General features: G+C 54.3%; 19 protein-coding genes and 1 pseudogene. 4 read left to right on the top strand and 16 right to left on the bottom strand.

Annotated features, from left to right (window positions below):
* Nucleotides 1–42: 42 nt before the first annotated feature.
* From flgL to flgB, 11 genes are all read right to left on the bottom strand, one after another.
* Entirely contained in the window at nucleotides 43–1,245 is a 1,203-nt protein-coding gene (flgL, locus tag ATG98_RS16645) for a flagellar hook-associated protein FlgL (protein ID WP_098423883.1), read from the bottom strand.
* A gap of 30 nt (nucleotides 1,246–1,275) precedes the next feature.
* Nucleotides 1,276–3,300, bottom strand: a complete 2,025-nt coding sequence (flgK, locus tag ATG98_RS16640; RefSeq protein ID WP_098423882.1) for a flagellar hook-associated protein FlgK — start codon at nucleotides 3,298–3,300, stop codon at nucleotides 1,276–1,278.
* A 5-nt stretch (nucleotides 3,301–3,305) separates the two neighbouring features.
* Nucleotides 3,306–4,298, bottom strand: coding sequence for a flagellar assembly peptidoglycan hydrolase FlgJ (gene flgJ, locus ATG98_RS16635; protein WP_098423881.1), 993 nt, complete (start codon nucleotides 4,296–4,298; stop codon nucleotides 3,306–3,308).
* Nucleotides 4,299–4,316: 18 nt separating this feature from the next.
* Nucleotides 4,317–5,456: a flagellar basal body P-ring protein FlgI gene (locus ATG98_RS16630; protein ID WP_098423880.1), complete on the bottom strand. Its 1,140-nt coding sequence runs from the start codon at nucleotides 5,454–5,456 to the stop codon at nucleotides 4,317–4,319.
* The gene (flgH, locus tag ATG98_RS16625) at nucleotides 5,441–6,142 is read right to left on the bottom strand and encodes a flagellar basal body L-ring protein FlgH (protein ID WP_098423879.1); all 702 of its coding nucleotides are present in this window, start codon (nucleotides 6,140–6,142) and stop codon (nucleotides 5,441–5,443) included. Before flgH ends, ATG98_RS16630 begins: the two co-directional genes overlap by 16 nt.
* A 30-nt stretch (nucleotides 6,143–6,172) precedes the next feature.
* Complete coding sequence (flgG, locus tag ATG98_RS16620; protein ID WP_098423878.1) at nucleotides 6,173–6,961, bottom strand: flagellar basal-body rod protein FlgG; 789 nt, start codon at nucleotides 6,959–6,961, stop codon at nucleotides 6,173–6,175.
* A gap of 99 nt (nucleotides 6,962–7,060) precedes the next feature.
* A complete protein-coding gene (locus tag ATG98_RS16615; RefSeq protein WP_098423877.1) occupies nucleotides 7,061–7,813 on the bottom strand; it encodes a flagellar basal body rod protein FlgF in 753 nt (250 codons plus the stop codon).
* 157 nt (nucleotides 7,814–7,970) lie between these two features.
* Complete coding sequence (flgE, locus tag ATG98_RS16610) at nucleotides 7,971–9,278, bottom strand: flagellar hook protein FlgE (protein ID WP_098423876.1); 1,308 nt, start codon at nucleotides 9,276–9,278, stop codon at nucleotides 7,971–7,973.
* Between the two features lie 24 nt (nucleotides 9,279–9,302).
* Nucleotides 9,303–9,977 carry a flagellar hook assembly protein FlgD gene (locus tag ATG98_RS16605; RefSeq protein ID WP_098423875.1) on the bottom strand — a complete coding sequence of 225 codons (675 nt, stop codon included), beginning with the start codon at nucleotides 9,975–9,977 and terminating at the stop codon, nucleotides 9,303–9,305.
* Between the two features lie 16 nt (nucleotides 9,978–9,993).
* Nucleotides 9,994–10,437 (bottom strand): flagellar basal body rod protein FlgC, encoded by a 444-nt coding sequence (gene flgC, locus ATG98_RS16600; protein ID WP_007352191.1) that lies wholly within the window; start codon nucleotides 10,435–10,437, stop codon nucleotides 9,994–9,996.
* Between the two features lie 34 nt (nucleotides 10,438–10,471).
* Nucleotides 10,472–10,882 carry a flagellar basal body rod protein FlgB gene (gene flgB / locus ATG98_RS16595; RefSeq protein WP_098423874.1) on the bottom strand — a complete coding sequence of 137 codons (411 nt, stop codon included), beginning with the start codon at nucleotides 10,880–10,882 and terminating at the stop codon, nucleotides 10,472–10,474.
* A 376-nt stretch (nucleotides 10,883–11,258) separates the two neighbouring features.
* On the opposite strand from flgB, the gene ATG98_RS16590 reads away from it, so the two are divergent.
* Nucleotides 11,259–11,909 carry an LON peptidase substrate-binding domain-containing protein gene (locus tag ATG98_RS16590; RefSeq protein WP_098423873.1) on the top strand — a complete coding sequence of 217 codons (651 nt, stop codon included), beginning with the start codon at nucleotides 11,259–11,261 and terminating at the stop codon, nucleotides 11,907–11,909.
* Between the two features lie 74 nt (nucleotides 11,910–11,983).
* On the opposite strand, the gene ATG98_RS16585 is transcribed toward ATG98_RS16590, so the two are convergent.
* Nucleotides 11,984–12,538, bottom strand: coding sequence for a nitroreductase (locus tag ATG98_RS16585; RefSeq protein WP_098423872.1), 555 nt, complete (start codon nucleotides 12,536–12,538; stop codon nucleotides 11,984–11,986).
* 111 nt (nucleotides 12,539–12,649) lie between these two features.
* Here ATG98_RS16585 and ATG98_RS16580 point away from each other — a divergent pair, with 111 nt between their 5' ends.
* Together ATG98_RS16580 and ATG98_RS23030 are read left to right on the top strand one after the other, a co-directional pair.
* The gene (locus tag ATG98_RS16580; protein WP_179888187.1) at nucleotides 12,650–12,973 is read left to right on the top strand and encodes a DUF962 domain-containing protein; all 324 of its coding nucleotides are present in this window, start codon (nucleotides 12,650–12,652) and stop codon (nucleotides 12,971–12,973) included.
* 1 nt (nucleotide 12,974) lies between these two features.
* Nucleotides 12,975–14,415 (top strand): annotated as a pseudogene (locus ATG98_RS23030) (adenylate/guanylate cyclase domain-containing protein).
* A 4-nt stretch (nucleotides 14,416–14,419) separates the two neighbouring features.
* On the opposite strand, the gene queF reads toward ATG98_RS23030, so the two are convergent.
* The 4 genes from queF to ATG98_RS16555 all read right to left on the bottom strand — a co-directional run bounded on the left by queF (nucleotide 14,420) and on the right by ATG98_RS16555 (nucleotide 17,386).
* Nucleotides 14,420–15,238, bottom strand: coding sequence for an NADPH-dependent 7-cyano-7-deazaguanine reductase QueF (queF, locus tag ATG98_RS16570; protein ID WP_098423871.1), 819 nt, complete (start codon nucleotides 15,236–15,238; stop codon nucleotides 14,420–14,422).
* A gap of 13 nt (nucleotides 15,239–15,251) precedes the next feature.
* A complete protein-coding gene (locus tag ATG98_RS16565) occupies nucleotides 15,252–16,025 on the bottom strand; it encodes an ABC transporter permease (protein ID WP_098423870.1) in 774 nt (257 codons plus the stop codon).
* Nucleotides 16,022–16,972: an ABC transporter ATP-binding protein gene (locus tag ATG98_RS16560; protein ID WP_098418206.1), complete on the bottom strand. Its 951-nt coding sequence runs from the start codon at nucleotides 16,970–16,972 to the stop codon at nucleotides 16,022–16,024. The genes ATG98_RS16565 and ATG98_RS16560 overlap by 4 nt, the downstream gene beginning before the upstream one ends.
* 135 nt (nucleotides 16,973–17,107) lie before the next feature.
* Nucleotides 17,108–17,386, bottom strand: a complete 279-nt coding sequence (locus ATG98_RS16555; protein WP_098421627.1) for a PilZ domain-containing protein — start codon at nucleotides 17,384–17,386, stop codon at nucleotides 17,108–17,110.
* A gap of 173 nt (nucleotides 17,387–17,559) precedes the next feature.
* Here ATG98_RS16555 and ATG98_RS16550 point away from each other — a divergent pair, with 173 nt between their 5' ends.
* Complete coding sequence (locus ATG98_RS16550) at nucleotides 17,560–18,579, top strand: Fe(3+) ABC transporter substrate-binding protein (protein WP_098423869.1); 1,020 nt, start codon at nucleotides 17,560–17,562, stop codon at nucleotides 18,577–18,579.
* The last annotated feature ends 4 nt before the right edge of the window (nucleotides 18,580–18,583 follow it).

Genomic DNA, 18,583 nt, shown 5'->3' with positions numbered 1-18,583 from the left:
TCAATAACAAAAGCAGAACAATTTCCCTATCCTGGCAATAATTTACAAACGGTCAAACAATGACAGCTGAGATACCCGTGCAAACGATTGTTGTGCCGCCTGCAATACAAAGCTCTGAAAGCTCAACCTACTGATGGCCTCTGCGTAATCAAGGTCTTGCAGCTGGGAGCGGATCTCTTTGCTGTAGAGTGCGGAATCTTCCAGAAATGCCTGGGTGGATTCCACCGAATTCATCCGCCCACCCAATTCGGTCTGTTTTAAAATAAAACTTTCCTGAGCGTTATCCAAGTTGGACAAGGAGCCGGCAATCAAGTCGTTGTAAGCGTCTGAACCCGCGCCATCGCTTTTGCTCAGATTATCCAGGCCGCTGATCAGGTTTTCTATGGTTTTGAAGACTGATTGCTTTGCGCTGGTTTCGATGGTGAATACGTCATCTGCTGCTGCGTCTGTCAGGGTGAATTGCACTCCGTTCACAGTCGCGGTAATAGGCTCACCGGAAACGAGCTTATCGGGATCAAAAGTGACGATCTGGGAGCCGTTATCATCAGTGTATGTCAGCTCGCCAGCAGCGGTGACAGTAAATGCCAGAGTCGAGACACCCCCCGCCTGTAAGTCTGACTGATTAATTACGCTCAGGCCGTTTATACGTCCAGAAACCGACGTCGTGGTTGCACTAGCCGCCGCAGGAATACGGTCAAAAATACCCTTACCGTGATCGCTAATAGCTACGGTTACACCGTCGTCAATCTCCAGCATGCGCTGACCTTCGTCGCCCTTATACGTCCAGCCGTTACCTTCGTTAGCGAAGGCCGGTGAGCCGCCTTGAAAACCGCTAAAAATATATTCGCCTGAGGCGTCCTGGGTATTGGCCATTTGCGCCATCTGCTGCAGGCGTTCTTTCATTTCCGAGCTGATAGACAGGCGATCGTTTGCCGACAGCGAGCCGTTACCGGCCTGCACCGTCAACTCACGCATGCTCTGCAGAATGTCCAGGGAGCTTGAGATGGCGTTCTCTTCCTGGCTCAGCCGGTTGTTGGCCAGTTGCGCGTTACGCTCGTAGGTTTCGATGCGACTCACTTCCTGATCCAGCTTCAGAATACGTGCCGCCGCGACCGGGTCGTCTGACGGCCGGTTAACGCGCTTATTGGTGGCAATCTGCTCATCGGTTTTGTTCAGCTGCGCGCTCAGATCCTGCAGCCGGTTGATACCGCCGGAAAAGATTTGTTGTGAAGATATTCTAATCATCTCGCATTACCTTTTTGAACCTTGCCCGTTTTAGCGGAAGGTTTGCAGCAATGTGTTGAACAGGTCCTGTGCAACAGTAATCACCTTGGCCGACGCGTTGTAAGCGGCCTGGTACTGAATGAGTTTGCCGGCTTCCTGATCCAGATTCACCCCGGAAACAGACTCGCGCTGATTGAATGACTGCTCCAGCAGGGTTTTTCCCGCCTCCAGATCCAGCTGGCTCTGGCGGGTTTGCACGCCCACATTTTCCACTAGCCCGGCGTAGCCTTCGGCGAAACTCTGGCTGCCATTGTTCAGTGTGTTTTTTGTGCCGAATGACGCCAGAAACTCGGCGTTGCGGTTGTCAGATACGCCGTTTTTGTTGAACTGAATTTCGAAGCTGTCACCAGCCACAGGCTGCCCAGTCACGTTAAACTGAAAGCTTTGATAAGCATCCCCGTCTGACGGATTGTCACTAAACAGGCCTTGGCCAGGTTTAAAAAAAGTACTGTAATCATCAGAGGTGTCATCGTCAGAGGTGTCATCGTCGTATTTGCGACTAACGGTGTAAAGCAGCTTACCGTCATCGTTCTTTGAAAACTCCACAACCAGAGGCTCGTTTGCTAACTCATCCAAGCCAGGAAAATCCGGTGACGGCTCATTGGCAATCGGATCACGAAGCGGCAGCATGGTGCCCTGGCTAATGACTCCGGTACCTTTATTGCCTGGACCGCCTTCAGCGCGAATCGGGCTAGCAAACGCCAAATCTTCTTCGCGCCGAACCTGCATGGCAATATCGGCGGCGCCGTTGCGCGTGGGCTGAATTTGAAAGCTATCACCCGTTGCAAAAGTACCCGTGTCATAAAGGATCGTAAATCCAGGCATTTCGATTTTACTAGGGATCGGCAACTCTTCCTCTTCGCTAGCGCCAGTCCGATCATTAATCAGTTGGTAGTTGGTTGCGTCAATTTTCAGACTCCAAGTGCCGGCAGCCAACTTTGAACTATCGCTGATCCTCACTGCCAGTTGGGCACTGCCTGAATTGTTGTCGTTAGGAACTACCCGACTATCCTGAAAAGCCTCACTATTAAAGTCCTTAAAAAAAAGCCCCCCCAATTCGCCTTCTAAGTCCATACCAATCTGGTGCTGGCTGTTCATGGTATCGGCCAGCGCAATGGCAATACGGCCAAGCTCGTCAAATGCCGGCGCTAACGCCTGCTGCTGAAAGTGGCGCAGGCCGCCCAGCTTTCCACCGTTAATCTGGCTGTCGACGTTCACAACCCGGCCACTGGTGCCCAGCGTAAACTCCAGCATTAAGGGGTCAGAGGCACTGGGCCGAGTGCCCAGTTCTGCAGCGATGTTGCCTATAACCAGGCCTTGGCCGTTGTTCAGGGTGACATTCACCTGCTCGCCTTCGGTTGGGCTGACTTTTATACTGACCAGTTCGGACAGCTGGCGCAGTTTTTCATCACGCTGATCCAGAAGATCGTTGGGCATTCGGCCCTGGGCAAGGCCGGGGGATTGGGATATCGCCGAATTAAGATCGGCAATACTGGCAATCAGCGCGTTGGCGTCTTTAGCGCCCTGCTGCATCTGGGTTTTGACCGATTCGCGCTGCTGAATGAACTTTTCATTGAGCGCAGAAAAGCGGTTTACCACTTGCTGGCCTTCACTCAATACGAGCTGGCGCTGGGGCAATGAAGTAGGGTCTTCAGCGGCGTTCTGCAAACTGGCGAAAAAATTGTTCAAGGCTTTGCTGAGGCCCGTAGACTCGCCGCCCAGCAGGTTATCCAGGCGGCTTAGCTCGTTGTTCAGGGTTCTTTGCTCGCCCTCCAGGCTGGAATCCTCACGGATTTGCTGCGTCAGGTATTCATTTGCCAGGCGGCGAATGTTTTCCACATTGACGCCGGTGCCAATACTGCCGGCGCCGGTACGCTGCGGTGTCTGAGCACCAAACTGCACGTCCTGGCGGCTATAACCCGGTGTGTTGGCGTTGGTGATGTTATTAGCGGTGGTGTTCAGCGCAGCCTGGTTCCCGAGTATGCCGCTTAAACCAATGCCCAGTAATCCTGCCATTGCGTTTACTCCCCGGCCTCAGCTCGGCCCATGGAAACCGTCATCAGAGAATCACGGTTCATGATGCTGCGAATTTTCTCAGCGTAATTCGGATCGGTGGCGTAACCAGCCTGCTGCAGTTTTTCAGCAAACTGGGCTGGTTTATCCGCCACGGCCAACACGTCCCGATAGCGTGGATTAGATTCCAGAAAATCGACGTAGTCCCGCAAACTGGCCTCGTAATCAGCATAGGCACGGAACTCCGCCTGCTCTTTCATCGGCACGCCTTCGCGGAACTCCGTGGTGGTAATAGCAACCGAATCACCCTGCCAACGCTGATCGGCCTTTATGCCAAACAGGTTATAGCTGGGACTGTCGCCCTTACCTTCAATCATGTGTTTGCCCCAACCGGTTTCAAGCGCAGCCTGGGCCACCATAAACCGTGGGTTAATGCCGCTGTCTTTGGCTATGCGTTGCGCCATGGGCAGCAGGGTCTGCACGAACTGTTCCGGAGATTCAAAGCGCGCGGGCAATGGCGCGTCGCCTTGGGAGCTATCAGCCATAACCGGCAAGGCTTCCGCTAGCTGTTGCACACTCTTAACTTCCGCTGGCAACCGTGGTGACAAAGGCGGCACACTGCGATCGTAATCGGCCAACGTCGCTTTTTGGTCGGCCAGCGGGCTACCGTCAGATCTCATACCGGGTACTTGCGGGCTGAGCTGGCGCACCAAAGCGTCCGCCAGGCCGGTGCCCTGATTGCCAGACATCGACAGGCTTATCTGGTTGTCGAACATATCCCGATACGCCTTGCTTTCGTTGGTGTTCAGGTAGTTGCCTTCCGCCATCACATCACCGGCTTTGCGCATAGACTTGAGCATTTCCGCCAGAAACAGGCTTTCAAATTGCCGCGCCACTTCCCGCAGTGCCGACTCTTTGTCGGTACGGGCCTGGGTTTTCAGCGCGTTCAGGCCTTCGAAGTCGGTGTAGACATTGGCCTGTTGAATCCGATAGTCCTGCATCGATCTGCCCCTGCTGCTCTAAATAATAATCAGCTCGGCGCGCAGTGCACCGGCCTGTTTTAACGCTGTCAGTACCGCCATTACGTCACCCGGAGCCGCACCCACCTGGTTTACCGCCTGAACTATCTCGTTCAAGGTGACCGCAGGGCCAAACTTGAACATGCGAGCCGGGTCTTCGGTCACCGTAATCTGAGAGTCTTGCACCACTTCGGTGTTGCCAGCCGCTAACGGATTAGGCTGCACAACATTGGGGTTTTCCTGAATAATCACCGTCAGGCTGCCATGTGTAACCGCGGCCGCGCTGACCTTCACATTTTGGCCCACCACAATGGTGCCGGTGCGGCTGTTGATCACCACCTTGGCGGCGGCTTCAGCCGGATTCACTTCAATATTTTCCAGAATCGACAGAAAGCTGACTCGCTGGGAAGCATCCCGCGGGGCCCGCACAGAAACAGAGGTGGCGTCGTGAGCGTAAGCCATATCCGGACCCAGGTTGCCGTTGATGGCTTCAACAACCCGACGGGCGGTGGTGAAGTCTGAGCGCAACAGATTAAACGTAATGGTATCGCCCCGGTTAAACGGCGAAGCCACTTCGCGCTCGACGGTGGCGCCGTTGGGGATGCGGCCGGCGCTGGGAATGTTAACGGTAATACGCGAGCCGTCCAGCCCTTCAGCGCCAAAACCACTAACAATCAGGCTACCTTGCGCAAGCGCATACACGTTGCCATCAGCGCCTTTCAGCGTGGTCATCAGCAGAATGCCGCCGCGCAAGCTTTTGGCGTTGCCAATAGACGACACGGTAATATCGATCTTCTGACCGGGCTTGGCAAACGCCGGAATGGTGGCGTTCACCGTAACCGCAGCGACGTTCGCCAGCTTTGGATCAACGCCTTCCGGCAGAGTGACGCCAAACTGGTTCATCATGTTACGGAAGGTCTGGTTGGTAAATGGCGCTTTGTCGCCGGTGCCGGCCAAGCCAACCACCAGGCCATAACCCACCAGTTGGTTGTCACGTACGCCTTTAATGCGAGCCAAATCCTTAAGCCTGTCAGCCATCACCGGCGACGCCACCATTAACGCCATTAACGCTATTGCCAAACATTTGCGCACATTCGTTTTACACAGAATCACTTTGGAAAGGTTCACAGAGGCCACCATTCGCTGTTGAAGAAACGCCCCATCCAGCCCATCTGGTTGGCTTGGTCAAAGTCACCGGTGCCACCGTAAGCAATGCGGGCATCGGCAATGCGGTTAGACGCCAGAGTGTTGTCCGGCTTGATATCCTGGGGCCGCACCAAACCTGTCAGGCGAATGTATTCTTCGCCATTGGTCAGCGACAGCCACTTCTCGCCACGAATGCGCAACACGCCGTTAGGCAGTACTTCGGTGACGGTCACGGTAATGCTGCCGGCCAGGCTGTTGCTTTGATCGGCCTCGGCGGCACCCTGAAAATCTCGCTGTTGCTCGATAGCCGTTGCCAGCCCCAGCTGGTTTCTACCAAATATGTTGGGCTCGGTCAGGCTGATGTCACTGTCTTTCGAGATACTGGTTTCCGCGTTTTTACTGGCGCGGGTAGACTCGTTCAAGGTCACCGTAAGCACATCGCCCACGTTGAGCGCCACTGTGTCGCCGTAAAAATTGTAATTGCGGCTAACCTGGTAAATAGAACCGGTTTCGAGATCGCGCTGCATCATCGCCTGGGCCCGCACCGGAGCGTATTCCGGGTCATCCGGCATGGCGCGGGGCCGGCTCATGGCAGCGCAACCCTGAAGCACCGCCAGCACTAGAACCATGGCAACGCTGGCGCTGCGGCGGAACTGTAAAAAAACGGTGTTAGCTGTCATAGCGAAACCTCTGGCCGGCAACAACCGGCGTTAACCAATATTGTTGGTGATGAACTGCAGCATCTGATCAACAGTCGATACCACTTTCGAGTTCATTTCGTAGGCGCGCTGGGTGGTAATCATATTCACCAGCTCTTCCACCACTTCCACGTTGGAAGACTCAATAGAACCCTGCTCCAGCGTGCCCAGCCCGGCCAGGCCCGCCTCACCTTCGGCCGGGTCGCCACTGGCATTGGTTTCCTTGAACAGGTTGTTACCAATAGCCTGCAAGCCCTGGGGGTTGATAAAATCCACCAAGGTGATCTGGCCCAGGTTGATGGGAGCAGCCTGATCGTCGGTGACTGCGGTCACCGTGCCATCGCGACCGATGGTCACATTAGTGGCGTTGTCCGGAATGTTGATGTTGGGCTCCAGGGCGTAACCGCTAGGATTCACCACATCGCCATCGGAATTGAGCTGAAATTGACCGTCGCGGGTATAGGCGGTTTGGCCGTCTGGCATTTGCACTTGCATAAAGCCGCGGCCGTTAATCGCCATGTCCAGGGGCTGCTCGGTTATCTGCAAGTTGCCCTGTGTAAACTGTTTGGCGGTACCCACAACACGCACACCGGTACCTAATTGCAACCCGGAAGGTAATTCGGTGTTCTGTGTGTTCAGGCCACCGGGTTGGCGTTTCACCTGATACAGAAGATCCTGAAACACCGCGCGGTCGCGCTTGAAACCGGTGGTGTTCACGTTCGCCAGGTTGTTAGAGATGGTGGACATGTTGGTGTCCTGCGCGCTCAACCCGGTTTTACTGACCCATAATGCTGGATGCATTTTTATCGCTCCCTACCGTCAGGCTGTTGTGGATGGCGGCGAATTCTTGCCGCTTTCCCGCCCGCCGGCGTGTTGTTTCAAGTTTTGATACCCGTGCTATTAAAGGTTCTGCAATAGCCGTGCCGCTGCTTCAGAATTTTCTTTGGCGGTGCTCATTACTTTTACCTGCATTTCGTACTGCCGTGAAAGCTGCAGATTGGAAATCATTTCTGCCACCGCGTTTACGTTGGAGCTTTCCAGAAAGCCACTGGAAACTCGGGCGTTGGCATCGGCTGGTTCATTACCACCAACCGCCTGATCGGGCTTGCGACGTATAAAGCCATCCGGGCCTTTTTCCAGTGCCTGTGGCGGCGGCGTTACCAGCTTGAGCCGGTCCACCTCCACCAACTGATCGGGCGGGCCACCCACCGGAACGATAGACACGGTGCCGTCGGCACCAATCTCAACGTTATCAAAAGGCGGCAAAGCCACCGGACCACCATTGCCCAGCACCATTTCACCGTTAGCCAATCGCAGCAGGCCATTTACATCTATCTGCAAGGAGCCACTGCGAGTGAACACTTCTTCACCCAGGTTGTTTTGCACCGCCAGCCAGCTGTCGCCTTCCATCGCCACATCCAGCTTGCGCCCGGTTTCCATCAGTGCGCCCGAAGACAAATCGGTACCCGGGCGTTCCGTCATCGCGTAGGCGCGTGTAGGGTGATGCTCGCCAAACACCGGCATACTGCGGGCCTGGGCGAAATCTTTTTTAAAACCGGTGGTGGTCACGTTGGCCAGGTTGTTGGCGTGGGCGCGCTGGGCCAGCATGTTCTGCTTGGCACCGGACATTCCGATATAAAGGGCTTTGTCCATGGGGAAGGCTCCTGCCGGATATTTGACTGTTATCAGTCTTAAAGCAGGAGTCGTGCCAGTTTTAGTGGCAACGAAATAAGAAAAGCTCAGGAGTAAACAGAACCGGGCCTTATCTGGCCCGGTTCTGTTAAAAGCACCCTGGCGGGCGCTCGATGGCTTACCTCAGGTTGATGATGGTCTGGGTGACCGCATCCGAGGTTTCAATGGTTTTGGCATTGGCCTGATAGTTACGCTGGGCAATAATCAGGTTCACCAGTTCCGCAGACAGGTCTACGTTGGATTCTTCAACCGAGCTGGACTGAATCGCCCCCAGGGTTCCGGTATCGGGCCTACCGATAACCGCCTGGCCAGAGTCGAAGGTTTCTACCCAGCTTGTATCACCAGACGGTGACAGCCCGTTGGCATTCGAAAAGCTGGCCAACGCTACCTGCCCCAGGGATTTCGACTGGCCATTGGTATAGCGGGCAAAAATCACGCCTTCCTGCGACACATCCAGCCCCGACAGCCGGCCGGTGGTATAACCATCTTGGCGTTGATCATTGACACCGAAGCTGGCGCCATATTGAGTGGCGCTACCCAAATTCAGGTCAAACGTCGCGCCGGCCCCAGACGCCGCTCCATTTGCGTTTAAATCCTTATCTTTTGGCACCCAGTTATCGATTGAAATTACGCCATTTGCATTGCTATTAGCAGTGGCCAGATTTCCATTTTGGTCAAACACCAATTCATACGGCACGTAATTAGGCGGTGTCGTTGTAGACCCAGCTGCACCGCCCACTGCTTCGCCATCTACCTGCAGGTGTAACAACCAATTGCTCTGAGAACCCCCTGCTGGAGCTTGTTTAGTATAAAACTGCGTGACCTCATGGGGATTCCCCAAGCTGTCGAAGATGTTGGTTGCTGTAACGTGATTGTAAGTCGTCGGATCTAACGGGTCGAAAGGATTAGGCGGCGTTGCCGTGAGCACTTGTTCCCGCGCATCCAGATTGAGGTCGGTACGCAGGTTGGTGGTGCGCTGCGGCGCCAGGTTATCGCTCGCTATTTGCAAATCGTCACGAACGCCCGACAGGTTACCGGCGGCGTCTGCAACAAAGCCTTGCACCCGCATATTCTGGTTGTTCACCACAAAACCGTCTTTGTCAGTACCGAACTGGCCAGCGCGGGAATATCGCAGCTCGCCGCCATTGTTCAATACAAAAAAGCCGTCGCCGTCGATAGCAAGGTCTAGTCCACTATCCGTAAAGCTGATGTTGCCCTGGCCAAACGACTGTTGAACGCTTTGCACACTAACCCCGTCGCCAACCGGGGCGCTGCCAGAACTTAAAAAACCATTGGCGTACAAATCCCCAAACTGCACGCGGCTGCCTTTAAAACCCACTGTACTGGCGTTTGCAATGTTATTGCCGGTTACGTCCAAGTCTACCGCCGCCGCCCGGAGGCCGCTTAATCCTGTGTTAAATGCCATGATTCACCCCTGCTGACGCCGGTATTAATTAATTTGTTGAACTTGCGACAGGTCAATAGACCCCATGCCCGCAAGATTCAGAGAAATAGAGCCGCCTTTACCCAAAGATACGCTGTCGACGTTTGCGCTCATCATGGTGCCCAGCTGCTGCGAACCACCAGGGTAGGCCCCGGAAGCTACTGCGTAATAAGAGCCTTGCGGCAAAGCACTGCCGTTGCCGTCTTTACCGTCCCAGGTGAACTTGGCAGGACCGGCGGACTTGCCACCCAAATCCATCTGCCGCACCAACTCCCCCGAACCGTTCAATATCGACACCTGTACGCCGCCGGTTGAGGCAGGCACATCAACGTTTCCGTTAACCTCGCCGCTGGCACCCAGCATCGCTAAGTCCGACGACACCAACACGGTTTTGCCAACCATGGCAGAGGCCTGCAGGGCCTGGGTAGAACGGAATTCACCGATCACGCTGTCTACGTTGCCAGACAACTTCTGCATTTCTTCCAGCGAACTGAATTGCGCCAACTGGGAAATAAATTCGCCGTTGTCTTGCGGTTCCAGCGGGTTCTGATTCTTCAGCTGGGCCAGCATCAGCTCCATGAATTCATTTTTGCCCAGCTCACCTTTGCCGCTTGCCGACTGCTGTTTCAGCTGATACTGGCTTAGGACATCCGTTGCCTGGCTTGCGTTTACTGCACTCATGATTGATTACCGCCTGTTAGTTCTGGCCCAGAGTCAAAATGCGCTGCATCATCGACTTGGCAGTGTTCATGATGTCTACATTCATCTGGAAGCTGCGCGAAGAGGACATCATATCGGCCATCTCTTCTGCCACATTCACATTGGGGTAGTACACATAGCCGTCTTCGCTAGCAGCCGGGTGGTTGGGCTCATAGCGCATCTGCAGATCGGCATCGCTTTCGACTATGCCTTCCACCCGAACTCCAGCACCACCTTCTGCCCCGGAGCCGAACGCCGGCTGATTGCCGTTTAACAGCGACTGCTGAACCGCTGCAAACACTGGCTTACGGGCGCGGTAGGTTTCACCGGTGCTGGAACTGGCGGTTTCGGCGTTGGCAATGTTAGAAGCTGTGGTGTTTAGCCGCAGCGATTGCGCAGTCATACCGGAACCGGCGATGTCGAAAATGTTACCCAGTGACATAAAAATCTCCTGTGTTCACCGTGTTAACTGCGGCTTACTGGCCGGTCAGCGCTTTGCTAATCCCGCTGAATTTGCTATTAAGAAACTGAAAGCTGGCCTGGTAGTCCATGGCGTTGCGCATAAAGCGGCTCTGTTCTTGCTGGGCATCGACCGTATTGCCATCTACCGACGGCTGGTGCGGTGTGCGATACAGCAAATCGTTGTCGCTGACAGAGCCAGGCGCACCGCCACCTTCGGTAATATGGCCGCTGTGGGTGGTGTTCATGCCAAAGCCGCTGGCGCTGCTCTGCGCTTGCTTCATCATCGCCTGGAAGTCGATATCCCGGGCCTTGAAACCCGGGGTGTCGGCGTTGGCGAGGTTGTTGGCCAAAACTTCTGCGCGTTGAACCCGTGCCTGAAGTGCGTATTGATGAATACCCAGTGCACTATCGAATGAGATTGCCATGCTGCCTCCGCAATTCTGTGCCGGCGGTTAACGAAAGATTGCCGGTTTCAGGTGTATGAAGAGTTAAAAGCAAGTGCGATGCCAGAATGGTGAAAACTGCGAAAATTTTTGTCTTTACGGGATTGCAGCGCTGTTTTTAGGCTTTGAACGGCGAAACACCCCTAAATAACGCCGATATTGGGCGTTTCAAACAACGTGATCCCTACGCAACTGCAAAAAAACGGCAAGCAACTGCCCTCAAGGCGCTCACCCATCACAGCGGTTTTGCCGCCCGGATGTGAGCAGTTAGCGCAGCGGCAGCGTAAAGTGTGTAAACGTCGATTCCATTGACCACCTTTCATTGACCACTTTCCGCAAACCATCATGGAGCAAGCCCGTGGCCAAAATCTGCATCTTCCCTATTCCCGGGTGCGTCACCTTCCCCGGCACTGTGTTCCCGCTGCACGTGTTTGAACCGCGCTACCGCGCGATGATTCAGCACTGCCTGGAAACCGACACCCTATTGGCCATCTGCCACACCGAAAAACAGTTAAGCCCAGGCAAACAGGCAGAGTCTCTGGAGCAGGCGCTAAGCTCTAATCAGGCCACCTATCGCCCCTATGACGTGTTCAGTGCCGGCCGTTGTGAGCTTCTGGAAACCATGGAAGACGGTCGCCTGCTGCTGAACGTGCACATACAGCAGCGCTACCGGCTGGACCAGCAGCTTCAGCAGTTACCTTATCAAATCTATGACTGCGCGGAGTTTAATGACCAACCGATCAGCGACAGTGAAACCCGCGAATGCGCCGAATTGCGGGATAAAATCCTGCATCGGCTGGTCGCTCTGGGCCACGGCGACCCGACGATTCGGAAATCGGTAAAACAACTGGCGGAATCAGAAGAATGGCAGGCAAAAACCGACGGCCAGTTCAGCTTGGCGCTGTTTGGCGTGGTGCATTTCGAGCCTGAGCTCATGCAGGAGATTCTGGAAATGGATTCAGCGCCCCAGCGCCTGGCCCAAACGCTGGAACTGCTGAACGACCTCTAAAGAGTGCCCTAACCTAAAGAGTACCGTAAAAGGTGCTCTGTTAAGGGTGTTCTTCAAGCGTAAAGAGGCGCTGGCTACTGCGGCCAGCGCGACACAAACGCCGCCGGTTCAAGACGCGGCACCGCAGGCTTGGCACAAACAACGCTGCCCGTGTAAATAAAACCAATCACCGATTCGCGCTCGCTCAAACCCAACGCCCGTGCAACCGCCGGATTATAAGCCGGTGACCCGGTTCGCCACATAACACCGAAACCCGCATCCTGAAGCGCTAACTCCAGCAAGGTGGTGCTCGCAGCCGCGGACAACACTTGCTCACTGGCCGGAATTTTCGGGTGCTCAGCCGGTGACGCAATCGCAATAATCACCATGGGTGCCCGAAGCGGCGCTTTACGAAGCTTCACCAGGATTTTCTCGTCGGCTTCCGGATCGTAAGTGTCTGCAAACAAATCGCCCAAGCGCTCAAGGCCTTCGCCTTCCACCACCAGGTATCGCCAGGGCCGCAACAGGCCATGATCTGGCGCTCGCGCCGCACAGGCAAAAGCCTGCGCCAGAACGTCTGGCCCCGGTGCCGGTGCCTGCAGCCGGGGCTCAGAGCTTCGGGCAAGAATAAAATCGCTGATAGCCGTCATATAATCCTGTCAGGTGTTAAAATAAAGCCTTGTTATAGCACTCAATGGTGACAATCGAATATTGCTGTTAGGCTGAGTGCCCTCTTGTAAAACCAACAACTATAAAGCTACATGGAGGCTACCGTGAGTGCACCAAAAACCTTTCGCAGCTTTGCCGAATTCTACCCTTTTTACTTAAATGAGCACCGCAACCGAACCTGTAGGCGATTGCACTTTATTGGCAGTTCACTGGTGCTGGCCGTCATAGCCTGGGTGGCCGTGTCTGGCAATCTACTTTGGCTGCTGGCTCTGCCGGTGATCGGATATGGCTTCGCCTGGATTGGCCATTTCGGCTTTGAGAAAAATCGCCCCGCTACATTCCACCACCCTCTGTATAGCTTGATGGGCGATTGGGTTATGTTCAAAGACATGCTGACAGGAAGGATTCGATTCTGAAATGAGCAGAGCATCTGCCAACATTCCCGTTACCGGAACAACCCCCGCTAGCGTTATGGACATCGCTGTGGAAACACCGGTGAACACCGTGTCCATCATGCCCGCTTATCTTGGCCGCACACTGGGTTACACCGCCGTCGCCGTGATTGTGGTCGCAGCTGCTGTGGGTAGGCTTCACTCAGAGTGGCTTTTTGGCATGGCAGGGTTTGCCTTGGTTTGGCCACACCTGGCCCAGCTGTTTTCCCTGGATGCCCGCAAGCGGAACTCAACCACTGTTGGTCAAAATTTGTTGCTAATAGATTGCGCCATTTCCGGGGCGTTTATCGGTAGCCTGGGGCTGGCAAGCATATCCGCCGCCACCATTGCGTTAATGGTGATGTTCACCTGCTTTATGGTGGGAGGCTTAAAGCAATGGGCAAAGGGTAGCCTGATACTTTCTGGGTCGGCGCTGGCCATATTCTTTCTATTCAACCCTGACCATGCCATCACCCTACCCCCCTTGCAGATTTACTGGCGGTGATCGTAGCCGGTGTTTACATTTGCGCAACCGCTCTGTTTTTCCATCAGCAAGCCAAAGCCCTACGCCACGCCACGCCACGTTATTGATTCAAACCCAGCGCGAACAGTCCATCGCACTATCGCAAAAATTGTCAAAGTACATGTCGCCGCAGGTATAGCAAACCATCTTTACCGGCCAGCGGGATGTACGCCTGGAAACCCAGCGCAAAAAACTGGCGGTGTTTTTTTCAGACATTCAGGGCTTTACCGAGCTGTCGGAAGAAATGGAGCCGGAAGCCTTGACCGATGTGTTAAACCATTACTTCAATGAAATGTCGCAAATTGCCCTCAAGCACGGCGGCACCATTGACAAGTTTGTGGGCGACTCCATCATGATCTTTTTTGGCGACCCCACCAGCCGTGGTCAACGGGCGGATACGTTGGCCTGCGTGTCTATGGCCATCGACATGCGCAAACACATGAAAATACTGCGCCAGAACTGGCGCAGCAAAGGCATCAAAACCCCGCTGCAGATTCGTATGGGCATCAGCACCGGCTATGCCACCGTTGGCAACTTTGGCGCCGAGAATCGCATGGATTACACCATCATTGGCAAGGAAGTGAACCTCGCCAGCCGGCTGGAGCATCTGGCGCAGCCCGGTGAGATTCTGGTAACCCACGAAGCCTTTTCGCTGATTAAAGACAGCATTATGTGCCGCGACAAGGGCGAGGTAACGGTTAAAGGCTTCAGCAGGCCCATTGCGGTGTATCAGGTGATCGATTACCGCTGCGACCTGGGCCGCAACCGCAGCTTTCTGGAACACGAGCACAGTGGTTTTACCCTGTATCTGGATTCCGCAAAAGTAAACGAAAACGACCGGATCGCCATACTGCGGGCATTAGACGAAGCCTCTAGCCGCTTGCGCCATCAGCGGGACTCATAAAAAGCTACTGCCGTATAAGCCGCGGGCCTGAATTGGCATCAGCGCTGGTGCTGCGCCACGGATTAATATCCAGACCGCCGCGACGAGTATAACGGGCGGTTACAGTCAACGCCTGCGGCTTACAATGGCGCATCAGGTCCGTGAACAAAGTCTCTACGCAGTGCTCGTGAAAGTCCTGCTTCTGGCGAAAACTCACGATGTAACGCAGCAGGCCAACCCGATCCAGTTTCGGCCCGGTATAGTCAATCAATACCGAACCCCAGTCTGGCTGTCCGGTTACCGGGCAATTACTTTTCAACAGGTGTGAACACAACTTTTCGCTGACGATCTCTGTGCCGGTTACAAGGGACTCTGGCGCGTAGCTGTAAACCACATCAGTCAAAGGTTCGTCATCAATCAGCTGATATTCCTGCGGCCGCCCTTGGGCCAGAGCGCCTTCATCAACGCTGTGCAGGGTCACCCGAACCGCCGCGCCACAGGCTGACGACAAGTCTGCAACAATCACTTCGCAAACCCGCTCAGCACTGGCGTAAACGGTCTGGTTCAGTGAATTCAGATACAACTTCAGGGATTTAGACTCAACCAGCCGGGGCGATTCTGCCGGAAACTCGATTTCCGCCCAAGCCACCACCGGCACGCCACTTGGGCGCAGCCATGAAACTTCCCATGCCTGCCATAGGTCCCCGCCAAACCAGGGCCAGCGGCCGTCTTCCAGGCCTATACGCTGGCGGTTGTGCAGCCGCGGAATCGGAAACAGCTGGCCGGGGTCATAGGCATCCGGGTATTCGCTGGTTTTCCCCAGCGGCGCATTATCAAGTGCCATAAAGTTTCCTGAATCAGTTACGAATGCCTTTGCCACGGCGCAACAGGTTCAATGCAACCGCCGCCAACACCACAATAAACAGCAGAATCATACCCAGAGACACAAACGGATTCACGTCGGACACACCCAGAATGCCGTAGCGAAAGCCATTCACCATGTACAGAATCGGGTTGGCCATAGACACCACGCGCCAAACGTCCGGCAACAGATTAATGCTATAAAAAACGCCGCCCAGGTAGGTCAGCGGTGTCAGGATGAAGGTGGGCACAATGGAAATATCATCGAATTTTGTTGCCAGCATGGCGTTGATAAAACCGCCCAGGGAAAACAGCGCCGAGGTCAGAAACACCGTAACCACGACCATCAGCAGGTTGTGAATTTGCAAGTGGGTAAACGCCAGCGATACCAGCGTTACAACCACCCCAATGCCAAGGCCGCGAGCCATACCGCCGCACACGTAGCCGGCCAGAATCACCCAGTTTGGCACCGGCGCTACCAGCAGCTCTTCAATACTGTGCTGAAACTTCATCGAGAAAAACGACGACACCACGTTGCCGTAGGAACTGGTAATAACCGCCAGCATAATCAGGCCCGGCGTAATAAACTGCATGTAGTCGAAGCCGTCCATCTTACCGATGCGGGAACCAATCAGATTGCCAAAAATAATAAAATACAGGGTCATGGTGACCGCCGGCGGCAACAGGGTTTGCGGCCAGATGCGGGTAAAGCGGCGAATTTCACGACTCAGAATGGTATAAAACGCGGTCCACAGAGCGTACGAGTTCATAACTGCGCCTTCGGATCGTTGTCACTGTTGTCGGCGTTGGCTTCAACCATGCGAACAAATAGCTCTTCCAGGCGGTTCGCTTTGGTGCGCATGCTTTCTACCTCGATGCCCTGCTGTTGCAGCTGCACAAAAACCTGATTCAAACCGGACCCTTTTTGCACATCCACTTCCAAAGCACCGTCTTTATCAAAGCGGCAAACATAACCGTCAAGCTCGGGCAGCTGTTGATGACCACCGGCAAGATCCAGTACAAAGGTTTCCACACTCAGTTGCTGCAGTAACTCGCGCTTGCTGGTGTTTCGCAGGATCTGGCCGTGATCAATAATGGCGATGTTGCGGCACAGTGCCTCGGCTTCTTCCAAGTAGTGGGTTGTCAGAATAATGGTGGTGCCATTGCGGTTCATTTCTTGCAGAAACGTCCACATAGAACGGCGCAGCTCAATATCCACGCCCGCGGTGGGTTCGTCCAGAATCAACAGGCGCGGTTCGTGCACCAGCGCACGGGCAATCATCAGGCGCCGCTTCATGCCGCCAGACAGCGTGCGCGACGGAGTATTGCGCTTTTCCCATAGCCCAAGCTGTTTCAGGTATTTCTCGGCAGAGATCAGAGCCTGCTTTAACGGAATACCGTAATAGCCGGCCTGGGTGGTCACAATATCCAGCACTTTTTCAAACTGATTAAAGTTGAATTCCTGGGGCACCACGCCCAAGTTAAGCTTGGCCGCCGACAGCTCGGTGTCCAAATCATGGCCAAACACTCGCACCTGCCCGGCGGATTTATTCACCAGCGATGACACCACCCCCAGGATGGTGGATTTGCCGGCGCCGTTGGGGCCTAACAACGCAAAAAAGTCGCCTTCGGCCACTTTGAGGTCAATACTTTTAAGAGCCTGAAAACCATTGCCATAGGTTTTGGTCAGGCCCTGAATTTCCAGAGCGTACGCCATAGACATTCCTGACAGAAAAACATGAGGCTGAATGCGGGAACTGCGTGACTGGATACTGCGTCACTTTTTATAGACTGCGTGCCGCATCGCTTGTTAAAGCGCACGACAGGCTTAATCGGGCAGGAATATTAACCGTTATGGGTTGCTGTCGGCAAACTGTAAACCGTAACCCTCAGAGGTTTTACGCCGCACCATCATGTGCAAAATCGGAGCCTCTATCGGCAAGCCCTGCACTTGAACGGTCACTTTGTCCCCAAGTTGAGGGGCAAATTTTTGATCTTCAATCGCAATAAACACGCCGCCGTCAGATATGTCGCGGGTACCAAACACAAAGTTGCCCAGGGTTTCATGCTCAACTTTCACCGTCGCACTCATGGCGGTACGCAGGTGTATGCGGCGGTCATCTGGGGTCATAAAATCCACACCAAGGCTGAAAGCTGTTGTTTCCATAAAGAATACCACCAAATTTCTCAAAGTATAGACAGACAGTATTGACTATTCGGGTAATACAAATGAGAATGGTTGGCGTTGTTAATAGTCATTCACCAAAGCCTGACAGAATCACACTCCCAACCGAGGTTGCCATTATGCGATTGAAACTTGCTGCCACAGCGGCCATTGCCCTAACCGCCATGCCCATGCCCGCGTTTGCTGACGGCGAAGTGAACATCTACTCCTACCGCCAGGCTTACCTGCTGGAACCTCTGCTGAACGCGTTTGAAAAAGAGACCGGTATTGAATCCAACGTGGTATTCGCCAAGCAAGGCCTGGCCGAGCGCCTCGACCGCGAAGGCCGTAATAGCCCCGCAGACCTGGTGATGACCGTCGACATTTCCCGTATCGACGAACTTGTTGAGCGTAACCTGCTGCAGGGCATTACTGACAATGAAATTCTGAACAAGAACATCCCGGAAAACCTGCGCCACCCAGATGGCCAGTGGTTCGCACTGACAACCCGTGGCCGTTTGATCTACACCTCCAAAGACCGCGTTGAAGAAGGCGCAATAACCACCTACGAAGATCTGGCAGACGAAAAATGGAACAACCGCATTTGTACCCGCAGCGGCAAGCATCCTTACAACATCGCTCTAATTTCTTCGATGATTGCTCACCACGGTGAAGCAGACACCGAAAAGTGGCTGGCAGGCGTGAAAGACAACCTGGCACGCAAACCCCAAGGTGGCGACCGCGATCAAATCAAGGCCATTGCAGCCGGCGTGTGTGACGTTGCCATTGGTAACAGCTACTACTACGGCAACATGCTGCAAGATGATAACGAACGTGAAGCCGCGAAAACTGTGAACCTGGTATTTCCCAACGCCGATGGCCGTGGTACCCATATCAATATCAGCAGCATTGCACTGACCAAAAGCGCACCGAACAAAGACAACGCCATTAAACTGATGGAGTTCCTGTCTTCTGCAGAAGCCCAACGCATCTACGCTGAAGCAAACGCAGAGTACCCGGCCAACCCGAATGTGAAGCCTGTTGGTATGGTTGCCGAGTGGGGCGAAATCAATCCGGACTCCCTTTCACTGCAGAAAATTGCTGACAATCGCAACGCAGCTGTGAAACTGGTCGACCGCGTAGATTTTGACGGCGAATAAGCCC

The organism is Marinobacter sp. LV10R520-4 (assembly GCF_002563815.1).
Taxonomy (GTDB): domain Bacteria; phylum Pseudomonadota; class Gammaproteobacteria; order Pseudomonadales; family Oleiphilaceae; genus Marinobacter.
The sequence above is the reverse complement of the archived record's forward strand: the minus strand, read 5'-3'. Positions and strand labels throughout refer to the sequence as shown.